This window comes from Leptospira gomenensis, from assembly GCF_004770155.1.
GTDB classification, from domain to species: domain Bacteria; phylum Spirochaetota; class Leptospiria; order Leptospirales; family Leptospiraceae; genus Leptospira; species Leptospira gomenensis.
Genome location: NZ_RQFA01000061.1, coordinates 40,489 through 65,779, shown reverse-complemented (window position 1 = coordinate 65,779; position 25,291 = coordinate 40,489). Strand labels below are relative to the sequence as shown.

At 47.3% G+C, this 25,291-nt stretch carries 21 protein-coding genes; 7 read left to right on the top strand and 14 right to left on the bottom strand.

What is annotated here, in order from left to right:
• Positions 1-72 precede the first annotated feature (72 nt).
• Together EHQ17_RS13080 and EHQ17_RS13075 are read right to left on the bottom strand one after the other, a co-directional pair.
• The gene (locus EHQ17_RS13080; RefSeq protein ID WP_135592050.1) at positions 73-558 is read right to left on the bottom strand and encodes a putative lipoprotein; all 486 of its coding nucleotides are present in this window, start codon (positions 556-558) and stop codon (positions 73-75) included.
• A gap of 60 nt (positions 559-618) precedes the next feature.
• Positions 619-2,559, bottom strand: a complete 1,941-nt coding sequence (locus EHQ17_RS13075) for a glycoside hydrolase family 36 protein (protein ID WP_135592048.1) — start codon at positions 2,557-2,559, stop codon at positions 619-621.
• A gap of 117 nt (positions 2,560-2,676) precedes the next feature.
• On the opposite strand from EHQ17_RS13075, the gene EHQ17_RS13070 reads away from it, so the two are divergent.
• Both EHQ17_RS13070 and radA read left to right on the top strand, forming a co-directional pair.
• Positions 2,677-3,315, top strand: coding sequence for a ribonuclease D (locus EHQ17_RS13070; protein WP_135592046.1), 639 nt, complete (start codon positions 2,677-2,679; stop codon positions 3,313-3,315).
• A complete protein-coding gene (radA, locus tag EHQ17_RS13065) occupies positions 3,312-4,691 on the top strand; it encodes a DNA repair protein RadA (RefSeq protein WP_135736193.1) in 1,380 nt (459 codons plus the stop codon). The genes EHQ17_RS13070 and radA overlap by 4 nt, the downstream gene beginning before the upstream one ends.
• A 354-nt stretch (positions 4,692-5,045) precedes the next feature.
• Here the strand turns inward: radA and EHQ17_RS13060 are convergent, their stop codons facing one another.
• Positions 5,046-6,494 (bottom strand): lactonase family protein, encoded by a 1,449-nt coding sequence (locus EHQ17_RS13060; RefSeq protein WP_167882480.1) that lies wholly within the window; start codon positions 6,492-6,494, stop codon positions 5,046-5,048.
• Positions 6,495-6,935: 441 nt separating this feature from the next.
• Here EHQ17_RS13060 and EHQ17_RS13055 point away from each other — a divergent pair, with 441 nt between their 5' ends.
• The 5 genes from EHQ17_RS13055 to greA all read left to right on the top strand — a co-directional run bounded on the left by EHQ17_RS13055 (position 6,936) and on the right by greA (position 14,113).
• Complete coding sequence (locus EHQ17_RS13055) at positions 6,936-8,000, top strand: LIC10775 family protein (RefSeq protein ID WP_135592040.1); 1,065 nt, start codon at positions 6,936-6,938, stop codon at positions 7,998-8,000.
• Positions 8,001-8,003: 3 nt separating this feature from the next.
• The gene (locus tag EHQ17_RS13050; protein WP_135592038.1) at positions 8,004-8,831 is read left to right on the top strand and encodes a hypothetical protein; all 828 of its coding nucleotides are present in this window, start codon (positions 8,004-8,006) and stop codon (positions 8,829-8,831) included.
• A gap of 602 nt (positions 8,832-9,433) precedes the next feature.
• Positions 9,434-10,153, top strand: coding sequence for a flagellar filament outer layer protein FlaA2 (gene flaA2, locus EHQ17_RS13045; RefSeq protein WP_135592036.1), 720 nt, complete (start codon positions 9,434-9,436; stop codon positions 10,151-10,153).
• A 23-nt stretch (positions 10,154-10,176) separates the two neighbouring features.
• Entirely contained in the window at positions 10,177-11,121 is a 945-nt protein-coding gene (gene flaA1, locus EHQ17_RS13040) for a flagellar filament outer layer protein FlaA1 (RefSeq protein WP_135592034.1), read from the top strand.
• A 214-nt stretch (positions 11,122-11,335) separates the two neighbouring features.
• Positions 11,336-14,113, top strand: coding sequence for a transcription elongation factor GreA (greA, locus tag EHQ17_RS13035; RefSeq protein ID WP_135592032.1), 2,778 nt, complete (start codon positions 11,336-11,338; stop codon positions 14,111-14,113).
• 206 nt (positions 14,114-14,319) lie between these two features.
• Here greA and EHQ17_RS13030 read toward each other — a convergent pair whose 3' ends face one another.
• From EHQ17_RS13030 to EHQ17_RS12980, 11 genes are all read right to left on the bottom strand, one after another.
• Positions 14,320-14,571: a hypothetical protein gene (locus EHQ17_RS13030; RefSeq protein ID WP_135592030.1), complete on the bottom strand. Its 252-nt coding sequence runs from the start codon at positions 14,569-14,571 to the stop codon at positions 14,320-14,322.
• Between the two features lie 344 nt (positions 14,572-14,915).
• Entirely contained in the window at positions 14,916-15,794 is an 879-nt protein-coding gene (locus EHQ17_RS13025) for an alpha/beta fold hydrolase (protein ID WP_135592028.1), read from the bottom strand.
• On the bottom strand, positions 15,791-17,128 hold the full coding sequence (locus EHQ17_RS13020) for an adenylate/guanylate cyclase domain-containing protein (RefSeq protein WP_135592026.1): 1,338 nt from the start codon (positions 17,126-17,128) through the stop codon (positions 15,791-15,793). Before EHQ17_RS13020 ends, EHQ17_RS13025 begins: the two co-directional genes overlap by 4 nt.
• 90 nt (positions 17,129-17,218) lie before the next feature.
• Entirely contained in the window at positions 17,219-18,373 is a 1,155-nt protein-coding gene (locus EHQ17_RS13015) for an ATP-grasp domain-containing protein (RefSeq protein WP_135592024.1), read from the bottom strand.
• Positions 18,294-18,818, bottom strand: coding sequence for a DinB family protein (locus EHQ17_RS13010; RefSeq protein WP_135592022.1), 525 nt, complete (start codon positions 18,816-18,818; stop codon positions 18,294-18,296). Before EHQ17_RS13010 ends, EHQ17_RS13015 begins: the two co-directional genes overlap by 80 nt.
• 128 nt (positions 18,819-18,946) lie before the next feature.
• Entirely contained in the window at positions 18,947-19,537 is a 591-nt protein-coding gene (locus tag EHQ17_RS13005) for an energy transducer TonB (RefSeq protein ID WP_135592020.1), read from the bottom strand.
• Positions 19,538-19,540: 3 nt separating this feature from the next.
• Positions 19,541-19,957 (bottom strand): ExbD/TolR family protein, encoded by a 417-nt coding sequence (locus EHQ17_RS13000; RefSeq protein ID WP_135592018.1) that lies wholly within the window; start codon positions 19,955-19,957, stop codon positions 19,541-19,543.
• Between the two features lies 1 nt (position 19,958).
• Positions 19,959-20,378, bottom strand: a complete 420-nt coding sequence (locus EHQ17_RS12995; protein WP_135592016.1) for an ExbD/TolR family protein — start codon at positions 20,376-20,378, stop codon at positions 19,959-19,961.
• A 28-nt stretch (positions 20,379-20,406) separates the two neighbouring features.
• Positions 20,407-21,246, bottom strand: a complete 840-nt coding sequence (locus EHQ17_RS12990) for a MotA/TolQ/ExbB proton channel family protein (protein ID WP_135592014.1) — start codon at positions 21,244-21,246, stop codon at positions 20,407-20,409.
• A gap of 407 nt (positions 21,247-21,653) precedes the next feature.
• The gene (locus EHQ17_RS12985) at positions 21,654-24,620 is read right to left on the bottom strand and encodes a TonB-dependent receptor (protein WP_135592012.1); all 2,967 of its coding nucleotides are present in this window, start codon (positions 24,618-24,620) and stop codon (positions 21,654-21,656) included.
• Positions 24,617-25,126 (bottom strand): hypothetical protein, encoded by a 510-nt coding sequence (locus EHQ17_RS12980; protein ID WP_135592010.1) that lies wholly within the window; start codon positions 25,124-25,126, stop codon positions 24,617-24,619. The genes EHQ17_RS12985 and EHQ17_RS12980 overlap by 4 nt, the downstream gene beginning before the upstream one ends.
• Positions 25,127-25,291: the final 165 nt, after the last annotated feature.

The window sequence follows — 25,291 nt, the reverse complement described above, 5'->3', positions numbered from 1 at the left end:
CCGCCGTGGCGGGAGAGGAATACGACCCGGTCGGGAAGAACAGGGTCGTGATCCAGAAGAGTAGGAAATAAATCAGAGTTGGAAAAATCCTTTGCGGATCGATTCGGTCACTTCCGGTCTGGATCCGCCGAGACGTTTTACGAACGTAGTGAATTTACTTTCGTCCACTCCCGCTTTTTTTAATCCGCTTCCGATTCCTAGATACGTTACGCGCATCGCCTTCCAGTTCGTGATTCCGTTTTGCAACGCCAGCGTGGATAAATCGTTTTTGAATTCTATTTCCTGAAATCCGTTTTCCATGTGCATCGCGGTCAAATCGCGCACGTCTTTGAAATAAGCCCGTTCCTTTTTTTCGTCGTCGCTCGAAGAGGAGGAGAATAGGGAACTTACCGATCCGGAGATCGATTTTACCGAACCGGAAAGACTTTCCAAAGAATCCGAAGATTTACTGAGAGAATTGACTCCCGCCGAAATCGACTCGAACAGGAAACAGTGATTGAGTCCCACGATAAGAAATCCGGTTACGAGAATTAGAATTTGTTTTTGAATGCGTCTCATCGACTTACGTCTCCGTTTGTTTTGATTCGGGTTGGAAGTTTATTCCGGATCGAAATCAAGTCAAACAACTTTTCCGGTTTGTAATATTACCGAGCCGTATGCGGGCAATCGTATTCTCAGGCTTCCGGTTTTCGGAGAATAATCCAAAGATTCCGGAACCGTTCCCGTCCAATAATCCGAAAATCGTTTGGCCTTCGTTACGAACGGAGTTTGGATTTCGATCGTATTTTCCTCTTCGCTTGGATTCCAAATTCCTAAAAAGCCTGCCGGGTTATAAAGTGCGTTGGGAAACATTCCGGCGCCGATTCCCACGGGGAGAGGAGTTTTGTTTTTACATTTGCCGGCGAGTTCGAGCGTTTTTTTGAGGAGTTCCAACCGTTCTTCGGATATGAGGGAAAGGTCGTCGCTTACTAGAATCATTCCTCCGCTGACCGCCATTACGCTGGCCATCAGTTTGGTCTGTTCCGCGTTCATTGCGTTTTTACTTTCCCGAACGAGAAGGCAATCCGGATCGTTGTACCAAAGATTTCTGTGCATAGAAGCGCGCGTAACGTCGTTGATCAGGGCGCGCTCCGTACATAACGCGTGTTTGTCGTGAACCAATATTCTTTTTTTCTCCCTTCCCCAAAACGGCGCCACGTCGCAGCTGATTCGCATCGCGTCGAACAATCCGATCGACGGATAAATCGGAGCTCCACATCCCAAAAGGAAGACGTCTTTTCCCACTACCTTCCGTATGAATCGTATCGTATCCGCATAACGCTTGTGAGGCGAGACGCTCCGATCGTACGTCCATCCGGGCAGAAGACCCGCGTATAAAAAATCCAATTTGAGATAGGGATATCCGTATTCTTTTACGAGGGTTTTGAAAACCTTCTCGAGAAAGTCCCTGGACGTAGGATGTGTTACGTCGATACAATAGGTGTAGTCCATTCCCCAGAGAGGGTTCCAAAGCGCGGGTACCGGTTTTCCGTCCCGATCTTTTAACACAGCCTCCGGATATTTTTGGAAGAATTCGGATTTTTTCCGAACCAAAAACGGCGCGAGCCAGATTCCCGGTGTGAGTTTTTCCCTTCGGATTTCCTCCGCGAGAAGTCGCATTCCTCCGGGGAACTTATCGTTGGTCGTGAGCCAATCTCCGATTTCCCTCTGATATCCGTCGTCGATCTGAAAAAACTGGATCGGTAGTTTTTTGGTCTTTACCTCGGCCAGATTTTTGAGGATGATTTTTTCCGATATTTTGGTGTAGTAATGATACCAGGAACACCATCCCGTCGGGACGGTCGTCGTGGAGAGTTTTACTTTATGAGCTTTTCCTAATTCTCCCCAGTATTTTTTCAGATAACTTTCGGGCGATGCAGTAAATCGGGATACTAGGATCGGAGTCAGCGAAAGTTTATTTCCGCGAAAATCCTCATATCGGTAGAAGTCGTAGATCAGGGATACGCCGGATTCCGGATATTCGGTTTTCTTTTTGGAGGCGGAGAGTTGTTCCTTTCTTTCCCGAGACAATACGCGGAACTTTACCCCTTGTTCCCCCGGTCCGATCGCGCCCGCGAAGTAATGCGGCGAAGTTCCGTCCGAAATCAATAGGGTCATTCCTTCGCTGTGCCAATCTCCGTTTTCTCCCGCAGAACGCGTGTAAACATTCTCCTGAGAATATTGTAAAAAATCCAAACCCGGCGATTGATCGATCCCGTTGAGTGAATGTGTTGCGGAAAGACTCCAGGACTGATATCCGTGTTGGAATAGTTTCGGATCGTTTAAGGAATGCGGAGGCAACTCGATTTCCAAAGTGAGAAGTTCCGTTCCCGCCTTGGGTCTTTGTTCTCCGATCCATTCCAAGATCGGTTTGTATGTTTCGTTCTTTCCCGTTTTCTTCTTTCCCAGAGAGAGCGAAAAGTTTCCGCAGTCGCTCGGGGTTTTGGTTTCTCTTTCGGAAACGGTAAAGTAAGACGTAAAGGAATCCTCGTAGATTTTGTAATTTAGAACGGCTCTCATATTTCTCTTTGGTTCACGATGTTTTTATTTTTGCGGAGGGAACTTTTCTAAAAATCGGGAGGGCCTGTTTTGTATTTTTAGTTCCCGAATCCGCGCGGTACGGATTATTATGAAATTATGCCTCCAAAACGTTCAACTATAAAACCGGAGCTTTTTCCGGGGGACCTCACTCAAAAAAGATTTGAAGAATATTCGACCGACGATCGCCTTGCGGTGGACTGCGAAATGATGGGGCTCAATCCCAGAAGGGACAGACTTTGTGTCGTGCAAATCTGCGATTCCTCCAACAACGTGAGTCTGGTTCAGATTCTTCCGGATCAGTCCGAAGCCCCTCTGCTCAAGTCTTTATTCGAAAATCCTGAAATAGTTAAGATCTTTCATTTCGCAAGGATGGACACCCTGTTTCTCCGTTATCGACTGGGGATCGCCGTGCAAAACGCGTTCTGCACTAAGATCGCGAGTAAACTCGCGAGGACATACACGGACAAACACGGTCTTAAGGACCTGATTAGGGAGTTCTACGACGAGGTATTGGATAAAAAAAATCAATCCTCCGATTGGGGGAAAAAAATTCTCACCAACGATCAAGTGGATTACGCGAGCGGGGACGTGAAGTATCTCATTTCGCTCGAACAGAAACTCACCGAAATTCTCGCGAGAGAGGGTAGGGAGTCCTTGGCGAGAGACGCGTTTCGTTGTCTTCCCGTTTTCAACCAGATCGATTGGCTCGAGATGCCGGCGCTTTTCGAACATTGAAGAAAAAACTTTCCAGAACGTTCGTCTGCCAATCCTGCGGTCAGGATTTTTCCCGTTGGGCCGGTAAATGCGAATCCTGCGGGAACTGGAATACGATCGTGGAAGAGGTCGGTTCCGAACGTTTTGCCGCTTCGAACGGAAATTCCCAAAAACAAAAAGGTTACAAAGAGCCCACTCCTTTGGATCGGGTGCAAGAAGAATCCTTTTCGCGGATCGATACCGGTTTGAAGGAATTGAATCTCGTTCTCGGAGGTGGTTTGGTTCCCGGTTCTCTCACGTTGATCGGAGGCGAGCCGGGAGTGGGCAAATCAACGTTGGTTCTGGAAATTGCACGTTATCTGTCACAGGCCGGTAAAAAAGTTCTGTATATTTCGGGAGAAGAATCCCCTTCCCAGATTCGGATGAGGGCGCAGAGGATGCGGTTGCAGACCGCTCATTTGTTTCTTACTTCCGAGACGTTTGCCGAAACTATTTCGGAGATGATCGAAGGAGAACGGCCCGCGGTCGTGTTCGTGGACTCGATCCAAACGATCGCGAGAGAAGCGCTTCCCAATCAAGCGGGCACCGTTACTCAACTTCGTGAATGTACGCAGATTCTTTTGGAAACCGCAAAACGTTCCGGGATTCCGATTTTGATGACGGGCCATATCACCAAAGAGGGTGCGATCGCCGGTCCGAAAATTTTGGAACATCTCGTGGATACGGTTTTGTACTTCGAAGGGGATCGACTCAACTATTATCGTCTGTTACGAGCGGTGAAAAATCGTTTCGGTGCCGTGGGCGATCTCGCGATTTTCGAAATGTTCGCGGGCGGTTTGCGCGAGGTCGGGGATAGGAATCGAATTTTCGTCAACGCCGGTTCCGAGGAAAGAAGCGGTTCGGTGATCAGCGCCGTTTTGGAAGGAAGTCGGGCTCTTACGGTGGAAGTGCAGGCGCTGGTGAGTAAGTCCGGCTTTACCCAGGCGAGGAGAATGGCGGAGGGTCCCGATACGAGACGGTTGATTCTGCTCGCGGCCGTGATCGAAAAATTCATAAAACTTAAATTAGGGGAATGTGATATATTCAGCAATCTCGCCGGCGGTTTGAATGCGGACGAGCCGGCGCTGGATCTCGCGATCTGTGTTTCCATCATTTCCAGTTATTTGGATCAACCTTTGCCGAAGGGGACCTGCGTTTTAGGGGAAGTAGGTCTTTCCGGTGAGGTGCGCGTTATCGGACAGGCGAATCTTCGCGTCAAGGAATTGGCCGGAGTCGGTATGAAGAAGGTCCTTTTGCCGGAAGGTAATTTGGCGGAGTTGGATGGAAGCGCGGAGATTCAGGTGCAAGGAATTCGTTCTTTGCAGGATTTGCATTCTTTGTTTCCGGGTGTGGAGTGATTGTTTTCCCGTGCAACAAATGAGGGAACTCACACGCGGGAGTGATCGTTTTCCCGTGCAACAAATGTGGGAACTCACACGCGGGGTGAATCGTTTTCCTGTGCAACAAATGTGGGAACTCACACGCGGAGTGATCGTTTTCCCGTGCAACAAATGTGGGAACTCACACGCGGGAGTGATCGTTTTCCCGTGCAACAAATGTGGGAACTCACACGCGGGAGTGATTGTTTGGCCGTGCAACAAATGTGGGAACTCACACGCGGAGTGATTGTTTGGCCGTGCAACGGATGTGGGAACTCACACGCGGAGTGAATCGTTTGGCCGTGCAACGAATGTGGGAACTCACACGCATCCTCAAAAAATCAAGATTGCATACGGCCCCGGATTTCCCGTTCCCGCGCCGATAAAGGAAGGAATGTTCGGTAGCATCGCCCCGGTCGTAGGATCTACGACAAACATATAAACCGTACTACCGGAAGATTCGGTCGTAAACGCATATTTACCGGAAGGATCCACGATCACGTTTCTCGTGGACATACTCGCCATAAGGCTCGCTCCCGTGGCGGTCAGACTTCCTGTGATCGGATCCAACCGCGCGATCGAAACGTGATTCGTTACCGAAGCATTGTTGGAGATATACGCGTAAACACCAGCGGGATCAAAGTCCATGTTCGAAGGAGTTGTTCCCGTCGTAAAATTTCCGATATAAGTCAAAAGACCGAGGGTATAATCGATTTGAAAAATATCCACGACACTCGCACTCGAATTCACGGAATACAAAAATCTACCCGAAGGATCGGTCTTTAAAAAAGCGGTCCCGGAAGTGGAGGGGGTATTCGAACGCGCGTTTAAGAATCCGGCGGAATCGATTCCGAAAAAGGTAATCGTGCCCGTGGTGAACGCGGAAACAAACGCGAACGTTCCCGTAGGATCCAAAGTCATCGCGATGGGAGTTCCGGAAAGAACATACGTAGAAACGACGTTAAACGAAAGAGCGCCGGAAGTCTGATCGATCTTATATTGAAAAATCACGTTCCCTGTCGATCCGGTCGCAAAGGCGAATTTTCCGGAAGGTTCCACGAATAAGGTCCTCGCGCCTGCGGAAGGAATCGAACCGATCGACGTAAGTCGGCCCGTCCCGGCATCGATGGAATAAAAGGTAATCGTTCCCGCGGTTTCGTTCGCCGCGTATAAGAATTTACCGGAAGGATGGGCCGCCAAAGAAACGGTCCCGAGATTGCTCGTCACCGGAAGCCCGTTACTCGCCAAAGTCCCGTTAGACGGATCCAGAGTAAAACCCCAGATTTGACCGTTCGTATAATTCGAAACATACACCCAGGAGCCGCCCGTCGTAAAACCGACCGGGCTGGTATAAACCGAAGCCATACTTTCGTTTCGTAGGTTCAGCGCGTTTTGTGTAACTCTCAGTTTATAACGGACTCCGCCGGAAAGAATTCGCGCCGGGGTGAAAACCACTTTCGGATTCGCGCTCGTATCCAAACTTCCTCCGACGCAGGATAAAAAATCGTCGGAACTGACCTGAATCGAACCCGAACAAATTCCGGAAACTTCCTGCGCGACCAATGTGGTAGGGTTCATCGATTCGCCGAAAGTGAACTCTAAAACGCTCGCCCTGGAAACGGAAACGAGTCCGTCCTCGGGAACTTGCGAAATGATTTTGAGATCGACGCTTACTCCCCGCGATATCCCGCAGATTCCGCTCGAATCTCCGAGAGCCATCTTCAGTGCGAATGTGGTTTTAAAACTTTCTCCGAAAGGATCGCACGAATTGCGTAGATCCAACGGTTTACAATTGAAATATGGTATGCAGAAACTATGAATTACCAAAAATATGGAAAAAAATTTAACTGAAAAAAATTGAGTTAAGTTTGTTTTATATTCTATTTTTTGAATGTATAATTCAGTTTTTCGATCCCGTTTCATTCTTGTATGAGGATCTTCATTCGTTTCGATAAGTCAAGACGATCGAATCTCCCCGCGGGGAAGGAAAAATTTTAACTTATAATTCGAATCCCGATTCTAAATTAGGAAATTCTAAAACATAAGTAGCGTGGTCGTAGACGCGCCTTTTTTCGACGTCCTTTGAAAACGTTTTTCGAATTCGGTCGGGTTGATCGTACGGAAAACCGCGCCGTTTACGGGATCCTCCGATGTTTGGAGGAGGGCGAGAACGCGGGAAAGTGAAGTGACTTCCTTTTCCTTTCGAGTAAACTTGGGATTCTAATGTGCGTCTTTTTTTTCATTTTCGTTTTATTCGTAGTATCGCCGTTCCACGATTTCGCTCGTGCGCAAACGACGGATCCTCTGTTGCGCGGTTCTTGGTTTGCCGATCAGGAAGAGAAAGAGGCAATCCTTCACAATAAAGTGAATCGATTTTTTCTAACGGTTCCCCATTTCACATGGAAGACGGACCTTCACGGAAGGAATTACCGTTTTTACAAAGACGGCCGTGTGGAATTTTTGATCGACCGGGATTATACGGAGGTTTTTCCGGACGTTTCCGAATTGGACGTACATACGAGCGAGGCCGATTCTCTTGCAAAACACGGAGAACCGTTTTCCGCGATTCGTTTATTAAAAGGGATCGGTCTTTGTTATCGGATGCGTTTCGGAAAATCTCTTCCCGGAAGCGCAACGGTCGCTGCACAAACATTGAACCGTCTCATCCGTCATATGGCGCATAAAAGCAAAGAGACCGAGGATCTTACCGATCCGTTCGGATGTTCCGAAAAGGATATTCTCAAATTGGAAAGCGTTTCGTTTCGTTTTTCCTTGGAAACCGTAAAGGATTGGAAACACCTTTTTCCGGAACCTTCCGCACCTGAAAGCGGAAACGAAGAAGATCACGTTTGGAAATTGAGACGTTTTTATAAAACCCTTCCCGACGAAACGGACTCCGACGAATGGGAAAGGGTTTATCGGAGCGGTTCCGAAAAACTTCTCCGGTTTCGTCCGGATCGGATCGTCTTTTCGGTTGGAATGTCCTATCATCCCGTCGCGGCGGTTTATTCTTCAAAAAATTATTTCCAACTCTGGGATCTAAAACGCGGAATCAATCAGCGGACCATGCGGGAGATCGACTTCCGGAGGAAAAAAGAAGAGGATTCGTACGTGTCGCGTTTCGTTCTCGTACATCCCGAAGGTCGCAAGGTCCCTATGGTCGTGTTGGAAAAATATTTTCTCCGGGACAACCGCGGACTTTTGTTTTCGATTTCCGGTCCGGAAAAACGGATTGAAGAACTGAAAAACCTTTGGTCTCATCTCAATCGTAAGTTGATCGTAGAGTGACGTATGATAATCGCGTTGGTTAAAACGGGAGATCGTCAATTTCCGGGCGAATTTTCCTCCGATTCTCCTTGGAAGTTGTTATTTTTAGGACTCGCGTTGATGAACGGGATGGCGCTTCTGTTTATTCCGTTGGGAATTTACGGCTCGGTTTCTTTGACGGCCGCGGTGCTTTTGTCTCTATTTTTGCCGCTCTTATTTTTGGTCATTCGTTTGAGCGGGCGTTTTGGAAATCTTCTTTATATCGCACTTTTCCTGAGCCTTTTGTCGGCGGGAGTTTCCTCGCTTTATATCAGTCACAGCGTCGGATTATTTTTGGGAGTTCCTCCGGGGAACAACGCAGACCTCGCGGAAAAATCCGAGTTTGAAAACGATCGGGTTCTTGTGTTTCGGGGAATCCGGATTCTTACCGAATCTGTCTTTTCCCGTTCCGCAGTAATTCGCGAAAAAACGGAACCGAAGCGTTCCAAACCGATTTACTTTCACGTGGCTCCTCTCGTTTCTTCCGCTTGGAAGGAGGGGGACCCGATTCGGGTTTGGGTGGCTTGCGAACGGATGGAATTTCCCACTTGTTCTTGGGGGAAGTCGGTTTTCTTTTGGGGGGAAAATCTCGAATCCCATTCTTTGTATCCCTTCTACAAACAGGCGGTGCAAGACGCCGCGAAACTCTATCGATTGCCGATTTCCGAGAAAGTGACGATCTTCCGACCCATTCAGGATGCCGAGAAAAGACTGCTTCGGGGCGGGATGTTTGGGGTTTCGGGTCTTTTTTTTCTGAACTATTCCTGGTTCGTTTGTATTTTTCTGGCGAAATTCTTCGGAAAGGGAAAGTAAGTTTAGAAACGGAAAGGAAGGTTAGCGAAAAGTTTTTTCGGATTTGTTTTTGGTCGGAATTACGACGAAACAAGTTGCTCAAGGGCCACCCGGGCCGGGCCGGGCCGCTCGCCCCGCGCTTTGTCGGTAAAATCTTCGTGGGAACTCACACGCCCGCGCTTTGTCGGTAAAATCTTCGTGGGAACTCACACACGCCCGCGCTTTGTCGGTAAAATCTTCGTGGGAACTCACACGCCTCGCGCTTTGTCGGTAAAATCTTCGTGGGAACTCCGGACAAAAACGGTTGACTTGGCCCGAGTTTCCCCCTACGATCCAGCCGGATTTCCCAACTTCGGTGGGAGCCACTTGCGGACGCTCCGCGGCTCGTCGGCATCCTATCCTCGCTCCCTACAGGTTACAGGTCGCTCGAAATAAAAAAATCTCCGATTTCCCAAAAAACTTTTTCGTTTGCTAATTTTGATCCTTTATCTTCCGATATTTATACAGAGACGGTAGTAGAACCAAATTTTCCCTTTCTCCGTGATTCCCGTTTTTTAAGGGAATACGAGCTCCGTTTTCAAACCGATTTTTTACTTTGTATTTTGCAACCAGGAGAAATTCTCATGAGGAAGAAGATCATCTTACTTGCCGGACTGCTCTGCATTCTTGCTGTACCAGGTGTCTATAGCCAGCAGACCGGAAACAATCAAGCTGGTGGAAATCAGCAAACAGGAGCGGCCCCGGATCCTCTTGAGAAACTCGTTCTCGAGAACTTCGAAGAGGCGGAGGACTGGAGGGCCAAATCGACCACTCCTCTGGGAGAAACGAAGGTTCTCAAGATGGTCCAAAGAGGTCTGATGAGAGACGTGTTTGACGAAAACACGGTGCCGGACAACGGAGGAGATCAGATCGAAAAAAATCACATTCTCGGAGTGAAAACCTTCTATAACTACAGAGGGTTCGATCGAGTGGAAGTGTTTCCTCCCCACGAATACGTGGTCAAAGGAAAAGCGCGTCAGCTATCCATTTGGGCCTTGGGAAGAAAATTCCGTCATACCCTTTTCGCGAAGTTGAGAGACTACAGAGGGAAGACCCACAATATCCGTCTCGGAAGATTGGATTATTTCGGATGGAGAAAACTCACCGCGACGATTCCTGGATACGTTCCACAAAGTACGAGATTCGCGCTTTTGGATAAGAATCTTCACTTCGTATCCTTATTCGTAGTCAGCGACGTTCACGAAGTGGGCGGATCGTTTTATTTTTATATGGATGATTTGGAAGTTCGTGCCGATAAATCGGATGCGAAGTACCCCGGATCCGAGATCAAAGATAACTGGTAATCTTCAAAGAAAAGGAAGCAGACATGGGAAGATTCATGAAATCGTTTAAAATTACGGCGGCGATTACCGCGATCCTCGGAGGAGCGATCCTCCTCGGACTGGTGAACGCACAAAACATCATCAAAAGTAAACGCGGTATCGATACCGCGACCGGGATCGACGTCAGCGGAATGGAACTGCGTTCGATTACCGTGGAGTCCTGGGACAACCCGGCTCCATCTGCGACGTACGGATGGGAAGTGAGTACCGATAAGGATACCCAACAACCGCAAACCGGACAACAGCAGTATCAGGCTACCGCACAAAACGCTCAGTCCTTGCGCGAGGTAAAGCTGATCTCCGGAAAACCGGGAGACATCAAGAATGTGGACGCAGGAACCGCAAAGGTTCTCGGAGTAAAATTCCAGTTCACTTTCCCCGGGGACAACTCGGTAACGATCCGTCCTCCGAGGGTACCGGAATACGAAGTAATCCGCACCAAATCGTATTTGGATGCGAACAACCAGAGAAAAATTTCCAAAATTTACGGAGTGGAATTCCCGGGTGTGAGCAAGGCGCTTTCTGTCTGGGTTTGCGGAAGAGGGAACGAATACAACCTCGAAGGATGGTTGGAAGACTGGAAAGGAGACACCCATATCCTTCAGTTCGGATCCTTGGACTTTATCGGATGGAGACCTCTGACCGTGGCGATTCCCCAAGGAATACCCCAGGACGTAAACTCCTATCCTCAGGTAAAAACCCTCGTATTCAAACAATTTAAGGTCCGTTCCCGTCCCGATACGAGCGGAGAAACAGTATATCTGTTCTTTGACGAGTTGAGAGTTCTCTCCGACGTATTCGAAGTTCACTTCGACGGAGCTTCCATCGACTTCGACGACGAGGATTGCAAAAGCAAACACAAACTCGATAAGATGCTTAAGACCAAAGTCGAAAAGGAATGCGGCGGAAACGCGAACGCAAACAAGTGATTTTCATCGGCGGGGCGTTCTAAAACCCCGCCTTCTTCCTTTTTCCCAAAGCCTAAGAAACTGGCTTTTTCTTGGGAAATCCCTTCTCTCCAAATTCTGGTTTACGGATAAGCCAACTCGGCTATAATTGATAATTACAGGGCTGTCAGAGAGGAATTTACCCCCACAACGTCCCAATTTTCATCAAGCCGAGACTCAATCGGTGGAGTATCCTATGTCTAACGAAATATCAGCAACTACGGAAACCAGACCGGCCAGCGATCTGGACAAGCTGACATCTCTTTTTAACGAAGAAATCTATGTTCGCACGGATGCGAGCTCCATTCCAGCCTCTAAGTTCAAGATTTTCGACGATCTTATCGAATTTTATAAATCCGCCGGAAAGATAGACGAAGCGAAACAAAAAATCGAAGAATATCTTTCCGAACACGAAGACAGCATCTCCGCAAGATATCTACTCGGAATCCTTTCTCTCGAAAGAGGGGAGATCAGCGATTCGGGACTTTTAAAAAACCTATTAGAATCCTTTAAAGTAGCGGGAAAGTGGGCGATCATAGAACACATCACCGATCAAATTTTGAAATACGGGGACCAAAGACTCGCGCTCAAATACAAGGCCGAAGCCCTTGAAAAATTAAAGAAGAATAAAGAACTCAAAGCGGTTCTCGAAAAACTCGCCAAACACGACCGCAAAAATCCCGAGATCCTAAAAAAATACGCCCTTTCCATATTAGAAGAAAATAAAGAACGCGCGATCACGTATCTCAAACAGGCGATCGAAACGTTCGCTAAAACCAAAGATTACGTTCAACTCGAAGAGATCTGGCCGATCATCGTACATAACAATCACGAGGATCTTCAGTTTTTCGAAAGAATCGAAAGAATCATGCTCGGTCATAGGGAACGGACCAGGCTCGTAGGATATCTTTATCCGATCGTAGAACCTTACAAACAACTTGAAGACTGGGACAAGGTAATCTATCTATTGAAGAAAATTCTGGAACACGAATCTTCTTCGAACAAGGCCAGAAACGAACTCATCCGCGCTTACAAAGCCAAATACGCCAATCATTCCCTTTTGGAAGACTTTCTTAAAATGTCCGAGATCGGCAACAACAGAAAGCCGATCAAGGTTTGTATCGCCAACTTCGAAAGAAACATCGTATTCGACACGAACAACTACGTTCTTCATAGAAACTGGGGTGTCGGAAAAATCACTTCGATTTCGCCTAACGGAGATTCCATCTTCGTGGATTTTAAGGATAAGAAAGATCATAAACTTTCGATCCAAATGGCGATCACCAGTTTAAAACCTCTCAAAAAAGATCATATCTGGGTGAAGTTCTACGAAAACAAGGACGAGATCGTAGACCTTTTCAAGAACAATATTCCCGATTTTTTCAAGGAACTTTTGACTTCTTTCGACAACCGTATGTTGACCGCGGACATCAAGTCCGAAGTTTCCGGAAAATTTCTTCCCTTGGCGGAATGGTCCAAGTGGTGGAACAAAGCCAAGAACGTAATCAAAAAAGAACCGAACATCGGATTCGATCCTAAGAAAAAAGACGAACTCGTTTATCGCGAAAAGGCGATTTCCCTTTCGGAAGAACTTTCCGAAAAATTCACACACCAGACCGATTCGAACAAAAAGTTGGACATCGCGATGGAAGCGTTGGATAACCGCGAAGACGCGGAAGGTGCAATCGAAGCGTTCAATCATTTTTATTACGAAGAAGAAGAGGCGGCCGATCCCGTTCGTAAGATCGTGGCGTTTCTTTATCTACAAGCCGCTTCGGAGGAACTCGGAGACGAGGAAATTCCCCGTCATTTGACCGAACCGAAAATCGCCGAACTACTCAAATCTCTTCCAACGAACACGTTAGTCGAAATTTCGACCAAAATCGGAAACGTGGAGATCAAAAAAGGATACGTGAATTTGATCCGCAAACACGCGAAAAACGCGGAAGAAATCCTGACCGGGATTCTTTTCGAAGTGCCGATCAAAGTGAACAAATACGTTTTTTCGATTTTGGAAGAGGAGGGAAAGTTCGATCTTCTCAACGCATTCATCAAATCCGCGGGAACGAGAGCCAAGGAAACTCCGGAGGTTTTTATCTGGGTGGCGAAATCCATTCTTACGAAAACCTGGGAAGGAGATTGGCTGCTTTCCTCGAAACCGGAAGAACGTCTCGAATTGATCCTGAAAGTTTTCCGTCTTTTCAAACCTCTCACGAAAATCGAAGACAAGGGAACCAAACTCAAAAACGCATCCAAGGAAATTCTTCACGGAAACGACGACGAGGTTCTTCGAGAAGCGATTCACGCGGGGGATTCGGAATACATACGCAAGTTGTATGCCCTGTATAAGGAAGTTCCGTATTTTACGGACTTGGAAAAGGAACGTCTGTATTCTCTCATCGTGGAATTAAAGCCGGATGTCGCCTGGGACGAGGACGAAGACGAGGAAGAAGAGGACGACGATATTCTCAACCGGATTCCGGACGGAGCAATTCTCGTTACGAGACGCGCTCTCAATCGGAAAAAGGACGAGTTCGAACACCTTCTCAACGTGGAAATGCCCGAAAACTCCAAGGATATCGGAGAAGCTCAGGAGAGGGGGGATTTGCGGGAAAACGCGGAATACAAGGCCGCGATGGAAAAACAGGTTCAATTGCAAGCCGCGATCAAACGCCTCGAAGCCGAGATCAAAAGCGCGATTATCTTGGATCTTACCAACGTCAAAACGGACAAGATCAATATCGGCACGACCGTAAAACTCAAAAACGAAAGCACGGGAGAAGTTGTAGCGTATTCGATACTCGGGGCTTGGGATGCGGACACGGAGAAACATATCATCAGCTATCAATCTCCGCTCGCGAAATCCCTTTTGGGTAAAAAAATCGGGGATCACGCCGCTCTCAATCTCACAGGTGCGGAAACGCGGTTTACGGTGCTCGAAATCGGAAGATATTCTCTGCACCAAGAAGACTAAAGAAAATTCGAATATTAGAATTTTCTAAAAATCCCGGATCGGTTTTTCGACCTGGGATTTTTTTTTGTCTTCTTCACATCGTAGACGTCGTCCGGAATCGCGTTTTACGTTATGCTGTTTCGAACGATTTAGTCCGCTCCGGCCTTACGTGAATCGGCTTTACTCCGCGTTCTCCTTTCCGATTCCGAAAACGGAGAATTGCGAAATTACGCCGACCTCGTTTCCGCGGTCCCGGGAAATCCTTCTTGCCGAAGAGAAACGATCTGAACCGGAAGGACGTGACGTTGTACATAGGTCAGCAATTCCTCCGTGTTGAGTTTTTGAATCAAAGCCTCCGGAATTTTATCCCAACAGCGGTCGAAAACGGAACGTGCGTCCAGCCCCTTTTCCCGAAGCGTTCCCACTTGGTCGCAAAGAAAACGAATTCTCACCCGATCGTGTTTTGTGATATTTGCCATTTTATTTCTCCCTTTCCGAAATACGGTTCCGAACACTGGAATCGTTACGATGGATCGGATTGGAATCGGAAACTGGTCCGACCCGCACTGCTTTTCGGAAGATCTATTGTTCCGAAGAATATAACAGAAAGCCCGGACAAAAAAGGGGAGAGTCGTATCGTTTTCGAGCGATTCCGAACGATTTTAGTTTCACGGACTTCTTGGGTTGCGCTTTGCGGTTCGACGCGCACGACGGATTCGTAAACGATTCACGCAGGAGTTTGTCTCGTTCCAAATTCTAGTTATTCTCGAATTTCCACGAACCGAAGCCTCCGATCGGTAGATCGTTCGTTTGTTCTTTTTATTTAGCCTTCGAAAAAATTCAGGATCGTCGTTCGGATTCGATCCTTTTGCGTCCAAGGGATAAAATGATCTTCGTCCTCGAGCTCCACGGTTTTCAGAATCGTTGCGGGAAGAACGGTTTTCAGATATTCCAAATTGGAAAACGGCACGAGAGAATCGTCCCTTCCGTGGATCATTACGGTCTTACATCGGATCCGTTTCCAAGCGGTTTCCAAAGAAGCGAGTTGCGATTTGAGAGGAAGCATTTCTTCGTTGCTGTTGTTGATTTCGTTCGGAAGAATTCGTTTGATCCAACTCCAATCCGCGACCCGATTGTACCATTGAACTTCCTCCACCTCCGCGCTCAGCGGAGCGGCCAACAGAATCAGCCCCATTCGGGAAGGGTCCTTTGTGTCCGAAGCTATTTTGGCCGCGATTGGTCCCCCGTATGAATGTCCTACGAGAAGTATTTTTTTCTCCTTGAAAAGGGTCCCTGTAAGGGAATCAATCGCTCGATCCAGAATCCGAGCCTGTTTCTCCACGTCCGGGATTGGTCTTTCCGCTCCGGATTTTCCGAATCCGGGACGATCGAAAGATACGATACAGAAAAAATTTCTGAGTTCGGGATCTCCCAAATACCAGGAGTAGTTGTTCCATCCTCCGGGGGATCCATGTATGAATATTAGAATATTCTTATTTTTTGATTCACACCCGCTCGAAACTGCGTATACGGTCCTATGTTCGATCTTTAAAAAAATTTCCTCCGGGTAGGCGCCGCTTTCTTTGAGTCCGTTCAGACTTTCGTCGGGCTTTTTTTTGAGGTCTTCGGGCAGTCTGCATTTCGAAACGGAAAACAGGAGAATAAGGAAGAAAATACATCCGATCCACAAATGACGTTTCATGAATGTATATTTTTTGAAACGGTCCGAGCGGACGTTTCGACCGACGTATCGGCTTTTTTCAGACGTTCGTATCGATCCCGGAAGAGCGCGTTCGGTTTCAGCGGATCGTCGGGTTCGTGCAGACCGTCTGCGATTTTTTTCACCAGATACATGTCTATTTCCCCCTTGTTTTTCGCCTGCACCTTTCCCCTGTGTTCGCACAAGAAAAACGTTCGGATTCGTTCGTATGTTTCGCTGGAGACGTTCACTTCTCCAGGAATTCCGGAACTCTCCATCCTGCTCGCGGTGTTGACGCTGTCTCCCCAGATATCGTAGGCAAACTTATCCGTTCCCACCACGCCGGCGACGACCGATCCTGTGTGGATTCCCAGTCTAAGTTCCCAACAAGGTAGGGATTTACTTTCTCGTTCGCGTCGCTTTCGCATCATAAAATTTTGAAATTCCAGTCCGCATAACACCGCGTCTACGAAGTGAGTTTCGTTTTTCAGAGGAAGACCGCCCGCCGCCATATAAGCGTCTCCGATCGTTTTTATTTTTTCCAAGCCGTGTTTTTTGGTGATGGAATCGAACTCCCTAAAAAACAAATCGAGTTCGCTTAACAATTCTTCCGGAGTCATAGTCTCGGCGATTTTGGTGAACCCGGCCATATCCGTGAAAAGTACGGTCACACTTTCGTAACGGACCGGAACGACGGAATCGTTGCGTTTTAATTCCTCCGCCACCGCCTCGGGTAGGATATTGAGCAATAGGGATTCCGATTTTTTACGTTCGATGTTCAGATTTCTCGTGAGGATAAAGATCAGCAACCCCGTCAAAATCTGTACGAAAAGGTAATTCCCCCCCGCGTCGAGATAACGTTCGGTTTCGTTCGGGTAGGCCTTGACGAGATCCCGGTGAAAGAATTCGGACGTATAAAGAAAAGCGGTGACCACCGCATAAAGCAGATAGACCAACCAAACGTTGTGATTGCGGAGCAGAATCGTCGCGATCACGAGCGCGGGGATGAAGTAATAATGGTTTCCTCCTATGGAACCTCCGTTAAAGAACCACATCGAAGAAAGGTAGATCAGAATCGTGAGATTAAAGGGCCAAAAGAGTGAATAGTAATAACCGTTCACACGCGACGCGAAATACATCCCCAAAAGAAGAATTCCCGAAACGAAGTTCAACAGGAATATGATCATGAAGTTTTCTAAATAAAAGGAGGAGAACGCTCCGAAGATGTTCAACGCCCCGTTTACGAACACGACCGTGTTGAACAATCTGTGTTCCAAGGAATTGATCTTGGGATCTCCGAATAAGAAATATACGATTTTAAGAACGGAGTGGATCATCTTCTCTACCTCTATTTGTGTCGTTGGAAACGGATTCGTTTTTTCAAAAGACCGCTTTTGAACGTCCGGGATTGGGAAAGTTTTTTCCGGTTAATCCGATCGGTCTTCGATTTTTTTATCCGCGGAATAATATTCGAACAACGTTTTCACGATTTCGTAAAGACTCGTTTTTGCGGTTCCGAGTTTTCTGTTTTCCCATCCGATTCTAAAAAGCAAATTCCATTGTCCGAAGAGTACGGAGTACTTTTTTAAAATACCGAATGCGGGGTCGTAGAGATTCGTGGACTCGGACGTGATTCCGTTCAGTTCGACGATTCCGAAGTTCTTTCCGTCTTTAAAGGAATCGTCGGAACGATATCGTATATCGTATCTTCCGAAATAAAATCCGCGGAAACTCCGGGAGATTTCGTCGATTTTATCGGTCAACGTTTCCGTGATCAGATCGGCTCCGTCCGTAAACAAAGTTCCCTGACAATGGTTGCCCGCCTCCGCGAGTCGGATTCGTTCGCCTAATTCGGGAATTCGATCCCAATCCTTTCTTCTTTCCCGGAAAACCTTCCACTGGTATTTGAATCGTCGGTGAGCGAGCACGAGTTCTCCGAGAGTGTGTTCTCCGTTCCCTTCGATCACAGGAAACGTTTTACGGGTAATCGAAAGAATTTTCCCTTTCGGTTGTCCCGGAATTCGATAGTAAAAAACGCCGGCTTCTTTCGGACCGGGATGATATTCCTGGATCAGAAGACCGACGTTCGTTTTGGAAAGATAACGGACGGCTTCCTCTTCGTTTCTGATCAGTTTTACTCCGGCCCCCCTTTGTCCTGCGTCGGGCTTTAGAATATAAGGATATTCTAAACTTAGATCCTCGATCGCACGCCTTAAGGCGACGGGTCCGTTTTCGCTCGGAAGAATTTTGCGGAACTTTAATACGTGGGTAGAATTCAGATTCGAAAGGATTTCGTTTTTGGACTCCCCCACCAAACCTCCGAGAGGAATTCCCGGATCGGCGGCGCAGATAGTCCCGAAACCTCGGTATCGTATCGTTAGATACGCCGCGTAAGGCACCAAGGGTAGATAAAACAACCAAGCCGGCCAGAACTCGGATCGGGTTAATTTTTCGAAAAATAACCTCAAACGATAAAACAAGCTCGGAATTTTTCCGAAGGATTTATCCTTCGTTTCGGGTGGGATGTTTTTGGAATCGGAGCGTTGATAACGCCGTTCCGAATTCGTCAGGGATTGAGACATTCCTTAAAAAGTGCTCCGCATAGATTTTGATGATCGCCATGTGATGGATCGTATGATCGTGAACGTATTGGTATTCCCTTCTCAGATTGGAGAAGGTTCGTCCTTCGAGTCCGGTTTCCGGATCCAAAAGATATCGCAACGAAAACATCCTGTTTTCGTCTATAGATTCCAATTTTCCCACAAGTTCGAATATCTTTTCACGCGCGGCAAGCGGAGATGTTTCGTATAACGTGTTCCGTTTACGGTCGTCGTAGGAAACTTCCGATTCCGCCATACCGGAGATTAAATTCTCTAGGACATCGATACAATGTCGTACGTGTTTGCCGATGCTCGCACCTTTGAGGGCGGCTATTTCGAGCGAATACTGTTTTTCCTCGAGCGTGGATAATAGATCCGAAAGTTGCGTAAACGTTCGGAGAATGTTTTGGTATTGGATCGATAACATCGTTGACTTCTTCGGACGCGGATCCTAGAAGTTACAGTTAAAATCCGATTTCGGACGTTTTGCAAGAGATTTAAATTCGGAAAACGGAGACGGGTTTTCCCCGTCTTCTTCGTTTTATTTTAGGAACTTTAGTAAAGACTGAAACGCACCGGTATCAACACTTTCACGGTGATGGGTTTTCCGTCCAACACGGAAGGTGAATATCTTTTTTTGTAAAAGGCTTCGACCGCGGCTTCGTCCAATCCGAATCCTAAGGGTTTTCCCACGGAACGGACGCGGAGAACCTGTCCGTTTTCGGCGATGATCACTTCCAATGTGGAAGTTCCCGCGATGCCCGCCGATCTCGCTTCGGTCGGATACTCGGGGGTGATGTTCGGAGTAAGATCCACAGGCGCCGTGGCTCCCGAGATAATCGCGTCCTGCGCGCCGGCGATTCGAGGATCTTCCTGTTTTTTCACCGTGTCCGTGACTTCGAACTCGCCGTCGTCTGCCGCTTCTCCGACGTTAGGATCTTGGATCACTAAGTTATCAACGAACGCAACTTCGTCCACGAGTCGGTCGAGACGGTTGAATTCGATGGAAGGTGTATACCAGAAAAAAAGAATCAACATCTGAAGGATAAAGGAGACGGAAAGAAAAAATTCCATCCGATATCGATCTACGAACCTTCTGAGTTTTCCCCGTTTTACGACGGTGATCGGTGAGTTGTTTCCTTCCATCGGTCAAAGTCCTCCGCCTTGTGTCGTTTTGGTGACGAGGGAAATTTTCAACGCACCGGCTTCCTTTAACATCTCGAAGGTGTTGTCCAAATCCGCATACGACAACTCCTTGTCCGCGTGGATCAATACCTTCAGATCGGGAGTTGTGGTCAACTTGGCTCTGACGTTGTTGATGGCTTCGTTTAACGGCATTTTTACCTGATTGAAATACACGGTTTTATTCGGATCCGCACTGAGGTAAAGATTGGCGATCTTTTTGTTCAACTGTTCACCGCCGGGCACGTCGGGCAACGCGATCGGAAGATCCGGATCCGTATCCAAGACCGAAGTGACCATAAAAAAGACCAGAAGTAAGAACGCGATATCGGCCATCGAACTGACCGGAATCGAAGGGGATTTCTTTTTCTTTTTTAAACCCATATTATTTCAGCCTTTTTACGGAGATCTGTTTGAAACCGCGGATCTGAACCGCGGAAAGCGCGTCCAACATGTTTCCGTATTTGGTTTCTCCCGTCGTTTTGATCAGGGCCACTTTGTTTTCGATATCGGGGATATCCATCAGGTTCAACTGTTCGCGAAAGTCTATTAGATTTCTGTAATCTTTTGTTCCGATCGATTTGTTCTTCATCTTTACGAGTTCTCCCGCGACCAAAATCTCGTAGATGTTGTCGCGAAGAACCAAGGTGGGATTGGAATTCTTTCGGGGAAGTTGGATATTCAATCCTTCCTTTACGAAAAAAACGGCCGTTACCATGAAAAACACAAGGAGAAGAAATGCAATATCCGACATAGAGGAGGCGGAGATTTCCTCCAACACGCGTTTCTTTTTGATTTGGATCATATTAAGATTCCCGAATCCCTAAAAACGATTACGCTTTTCTGGAATTTCTCTTTAGGAATTCCTTATAAATTCTGTTCGCCGCTTCTTCCACTTCGGAGGTGAAACCGTCGATTCTGGAAGTGAGATATTGGTGGAACGTCATCGCAGGAATCGCGACGATCAAACCGGCCGCCGTGGTAATCAAGGCTTCTTTGATACCGCCCGCCACAACTTTCGCGTTTACCTGATCCGCGTTTGCGATGGCGTCGAACGCGTTGATCATACCGGATACGGTTCCCAAAAATCCGATCAACGGAGCGATCGTGGAAACCGCCGCCAAGATGACGAGTCCTCTTTCCAAAACGGTGATCACTTCCGCGGCTTCGCGTTCCACACCTTTCGCGAAAATCTCCGCGTCACCGGAAGATACGTCGATACCGCCTGCGAGCACTTGTGTGATTTTATAGTCCTTTCTTTCTTCCAGAAATCCCTGTACTCCGTCCAGACCCTTGGAATCCATCGTTTCTCCCAGATCTATATTGTAACCCTTAGGAAGCAGTTTCGCGGTTCCTAAGAAATAAATTCTTTCAAAGATGATTCCCAAAGCGACGATCGAGGAGAGCGCCAGAGGATACATCGTCCATCCTCCCAAAAGGAATAGATCCACGAATCCCCATCCTTTGTCCGCTTTCGGAGTCGCCGGTGCGGTTTCGGTTTTCGTTTCTTCTCCCGTCGGAGCGGCGCCGTCGGTCGCTTTCGCTTCGGTTTTTGCGGGTTCCGCGGTTTTATCTTGGCCTAAAATTGCGGTCGTAGAAAGGGAAATCAATCCCGCGAGGATCAGTGCGCTTGCGATCCATTTTATGTCTTTCGTTCTATAGGAAAATTTCATCGATATCTCCGATTAAAATGTGTCTGTAATATACGAACGAATTGTTACCGGAGAATTACAAAAGGGTTACGGCTTTAAAACTTGCTCGTCGAATTTAAGAATACGAACTCGAGAGAAAAAGTAGAAACTCGCGAAACGAACAACGAGAAATTGGGGAAAGGATGAGAGGCCTCCGCGAAACGAAGAGGGTACAACCGCAGGTTACGTAATGACGGCGAATTTTTCGAATTCCCTTCGACACGAATAAGAAGCGTGTTTCTTTTCTTTTTCGGAGATCGCGTTTCTTTCGAACCGTAAAATACGAACGTTATAACCTCGGCCTTATCGTCGATGGGAAAATAAAAACGTCCGAGCCCCGGAGAGAGAGAAGTGTTGGGGCCGCGGACGTTCCTCGTGCGGAAGAAATTTTAGAGTTTATAAGTCGCCGAGAAGGAAATATCCAAACCGGTTCTATATTTTTGAAACACGTATTCCTGACCGGTCAAAGGATCGGTCTGCGAAATTTTAAATTGTGTGTTCATGAGGTTACGCACCGAACTTCTTATATCGAATCGATCGTTGTGTTTGTAAGTATAAACTACGTCCGTAGTTCCGGCACCTTTTTGAATCGCATCCGGAACTCCGTCGGAACCTACGAGAGCGATCCGATCGCTGAAATAGTTATAGTAGAAACCTACGTTGTGTTTTTTGGATTTGGAAGTATAAACGTCGATTCTGACGTTGGATACGAAATCCGACTGACCTTGCAACGGGCGACTCAGATTGGTCGGCGCATAAGCAGCGTATGTGGAAGCGGGATCCACCTGACCGGTGGCGATAAACCCGTATATATTCGCGTCTATGACGTCCACTCTCGAACGAATAAAGAATACGTTCGCTTCTAAACGAAGCCACCAAAGCAGCTCCTTACGATAATCGAGTTCGATACCGCGGATGGTGGCTTGTTGTGCGTTGGCGTATTTATATACCAAACTCGCGCTTCCCGCTACCGGTAGACCGATGAGCTCGATCGGATTGGAAAGATTTTTGTAGAACGCACCGACGCCGATGTAGTCCGTGTTGGTCAGATAATATTCCCAACGAACGTCGTAGTTGTGTATGTATGTCCTTTGAAGACTCGAATTACCGAATATACGATCCGCCTGAAAATACGCGGAAAAACCGAACGGGGAAAGTTCGCGCAGATCGGGTCTGGTCAGAGTCTGCGAATAACCCAAACGGAGATTCATATCCTTGGCGATTTCCCAAGCGACGTTTGCGGAAGGAAGTTTGTCTTTGGTTCTCAGTTCTCCGATTCCTAAATTGTTTGCGTCGCAGAGGTTGGCTTTGATCAGAAGAAGTCTTTCCTCTTCCGAATTCGTGTTACAACCGTAAGCGGCGTTAAAACCGTTCCAACTGGATTTTAGATCGTATGTTTTCGTCTTTTGATAACTATCCTCGTAACGAACGCCCACGATCGTTTTCAGTTTTGCGAGAATCGGTATTTCCGCCTGCACAAACGCGGCTTTTAGATTTTGCGAAGCGTCGTAAGCGTTATTGCCGGAAGCCCTTTCGAACATTTTACGATTTCCTGATATATACGTAAGCGGGTTATAGATGATTTCTCCGGGAACGGGATAGATATAATCCCTATCGCTTCCGTTGAAGTTTCTTTGACCGAATTCGCGAAACTCGAAGTGTTTAAAACGGTCCAGGTTGTTTACTCCGAATTTCAGTTTACTCTGAAGTCCATCCCATTGGTTGAAGGGAATTTCGTATTTCAAGGATTGACTGCGGATCGTGTCTTCTGTTTTAGAAAAATATCTGGTTCCGTCCGGATTGTTTCCCAGTCTGCGGAAACCGGCTCCCAAATCGCTGCCTCCTTGGGACCAGGCCTGGTTGCGAGCGTCCGGTTCATCGCGTTCGGCGAGCGCGTAGTTCGTGTTCCATTCCAATTTGTGAGGTCTGGAACCGAAAAGTCGGATTTCATGTTCTCCGCCGACGGTGTTGTTGAAGATGGTCCTGCTTACGTAACTCAAATTCACCGATTTGAAGTTGAAGTTATCGATGTAGTTGGCGCCTTCTCCTTCCCGGACGATCTTATCCGATTGTGCGGAATAAAGCGTCTTGATAAAAAACTGCTGACCGATCGTCGGTTCGTATGCAAGATTTATGTTATTTCCCCAGAGCACTTCCTCGTTGTATATCTTCTGATTGTTCTGATTCAAGGGACGTAGAATATTAGAATCCTTTAAATAAAGGGAAACGGGATTGGTTGCTTGAAAACGAGAGTTCGTTTCTTCGCGGTAGTTATAACTTCTATTGTAAGTCGTTCCCGCTAAAATTCCGAATCTTCCCCATTTTTCGCTCTTAAAGGAATTTCCCGCTGAGATGCTGAAGGATTTGTTGAAAGGCGAGTCTTGTTCCTGCGGTGACCATTGCTGATTGAAACTCAAGGCTCCGATCTTCATCAGATTCGTGGGAATTCCACCGAAGCGGTCTCCTTCCACAAAAGGAATCACTTTCGGAAGTCCGTCGATCATTCCGGGAAGTTCCTGCTTTTTGGAAACCAATCCGAGGTCGTTGTACATATCCCCTTGATTGAAGGTTTTGAATTTGTGACCCATAACTTGCGTGTTCTTACCGACTCCGAGGGAAACGGAAAGTTGGAGGGTATCGGGATATTCCTTCGTTTCTATTTTTACGATCCCTCCGGAAAATTCCGCCGAGTCCTCCGCGGAAGCGGATTTAATCACGCGTATATTTTTGATAACTCCGGCGGGGAATAAATCCAAGGGGACGATTCTTTTGTCCGGTTCCGGAGACGGGATGAACGAATCGTTTAGGATCGTGTTGGAATATCTTTCTCCCAAACCGCGAACGAAGATAAAACGTCCGCCTACCAGCGTGATACCGGTGACTCTTCGTAGTACGTCTCCCGCAGAAGAGTCGGGACTTTTTTTAATGGCTTCTTCGCTGATCCCGTCCGAGACCACGCCGCTTTTTCTTTGAAGAGCGAGTAACGCGGAATCCGAGTTTTCCAATCCTCTTCCCTTTACTTCGACCGTATCCAACACCTGCGCACCCATAACCACGTTGATAGAATTTTGGGAGCCCGGTGAAACGGATATCTTCTTGAACTGCGTGGCGTAACCGATCATTTGAAATTCGACCGTGTGTTCGCCGGGAGGAAGATTTAATTCGTATTTTCCGTCGAAGTCGCTTCGCGTCGCCGCCTTGACGGAGCGGACGATGATTACGGTTCCGAAAACCGGATCTCCGGATTCGGAATCTACGATTTTACCTTTAAGTTTTCCTGTCGCTTGTCCGAATGAGGGAGAGACGATTAGGAAAATACAAAGAAAAATGAATATTCTAATTGTTTTATGTTTCATGTTCCGTACGTGCATACTTTGAATTTGTTTTTATGTTCGATCACTAATTTGATTTCGTCGATTCGCAGGGTTTTTCCGCCGGTTTCTAAGCGGACGTCTCCGATCACGTATCCGTTTATTTTGTTCAGCTTCCGCACGTTATGCGGTGTTTTGATCGGAGCGATTTTGATTTTTCCGGACGTCCCACTCAGGGTTTGTCGGATTTTATCTATGCCTGCCATTCTTCTTACCAGGAGAAGATACATCGCGTCTTCTATCTTCGATTCGGCGACTATGTTCTTTTGGTCGAGATTGTTGGGCAGATAGATTTTGCGGATTTCGTCCGGGTTGCAGGAGAACTTCATTTTGTCCTCGGAGTTGCGAGGAGTGACGCGGATTTCGGTCAGTGCGTTTTCGATGGCGCCTTCCAGAGTATCGGCGGATCCGTTTAAGGAATAATTTTCCTTGAGTTCGGATCGGAGGACGGCGCGATCCTTTTCGATTTCCGCGGCCCGTTTTGGGTCCACGGGTAGGTTGTCGAAATCGATCCGATTGTCCTTTTTCCCGCAACCCGAGATCGTTATCGTAATAAATAATAAAAATAGAATAGAATAATTCGTTGCTATTGTAATGGAATCGATTTTCCGAAATCCGTATCTCGGTTTTTTTTCGTTCGATTCAATTCGTGTGTT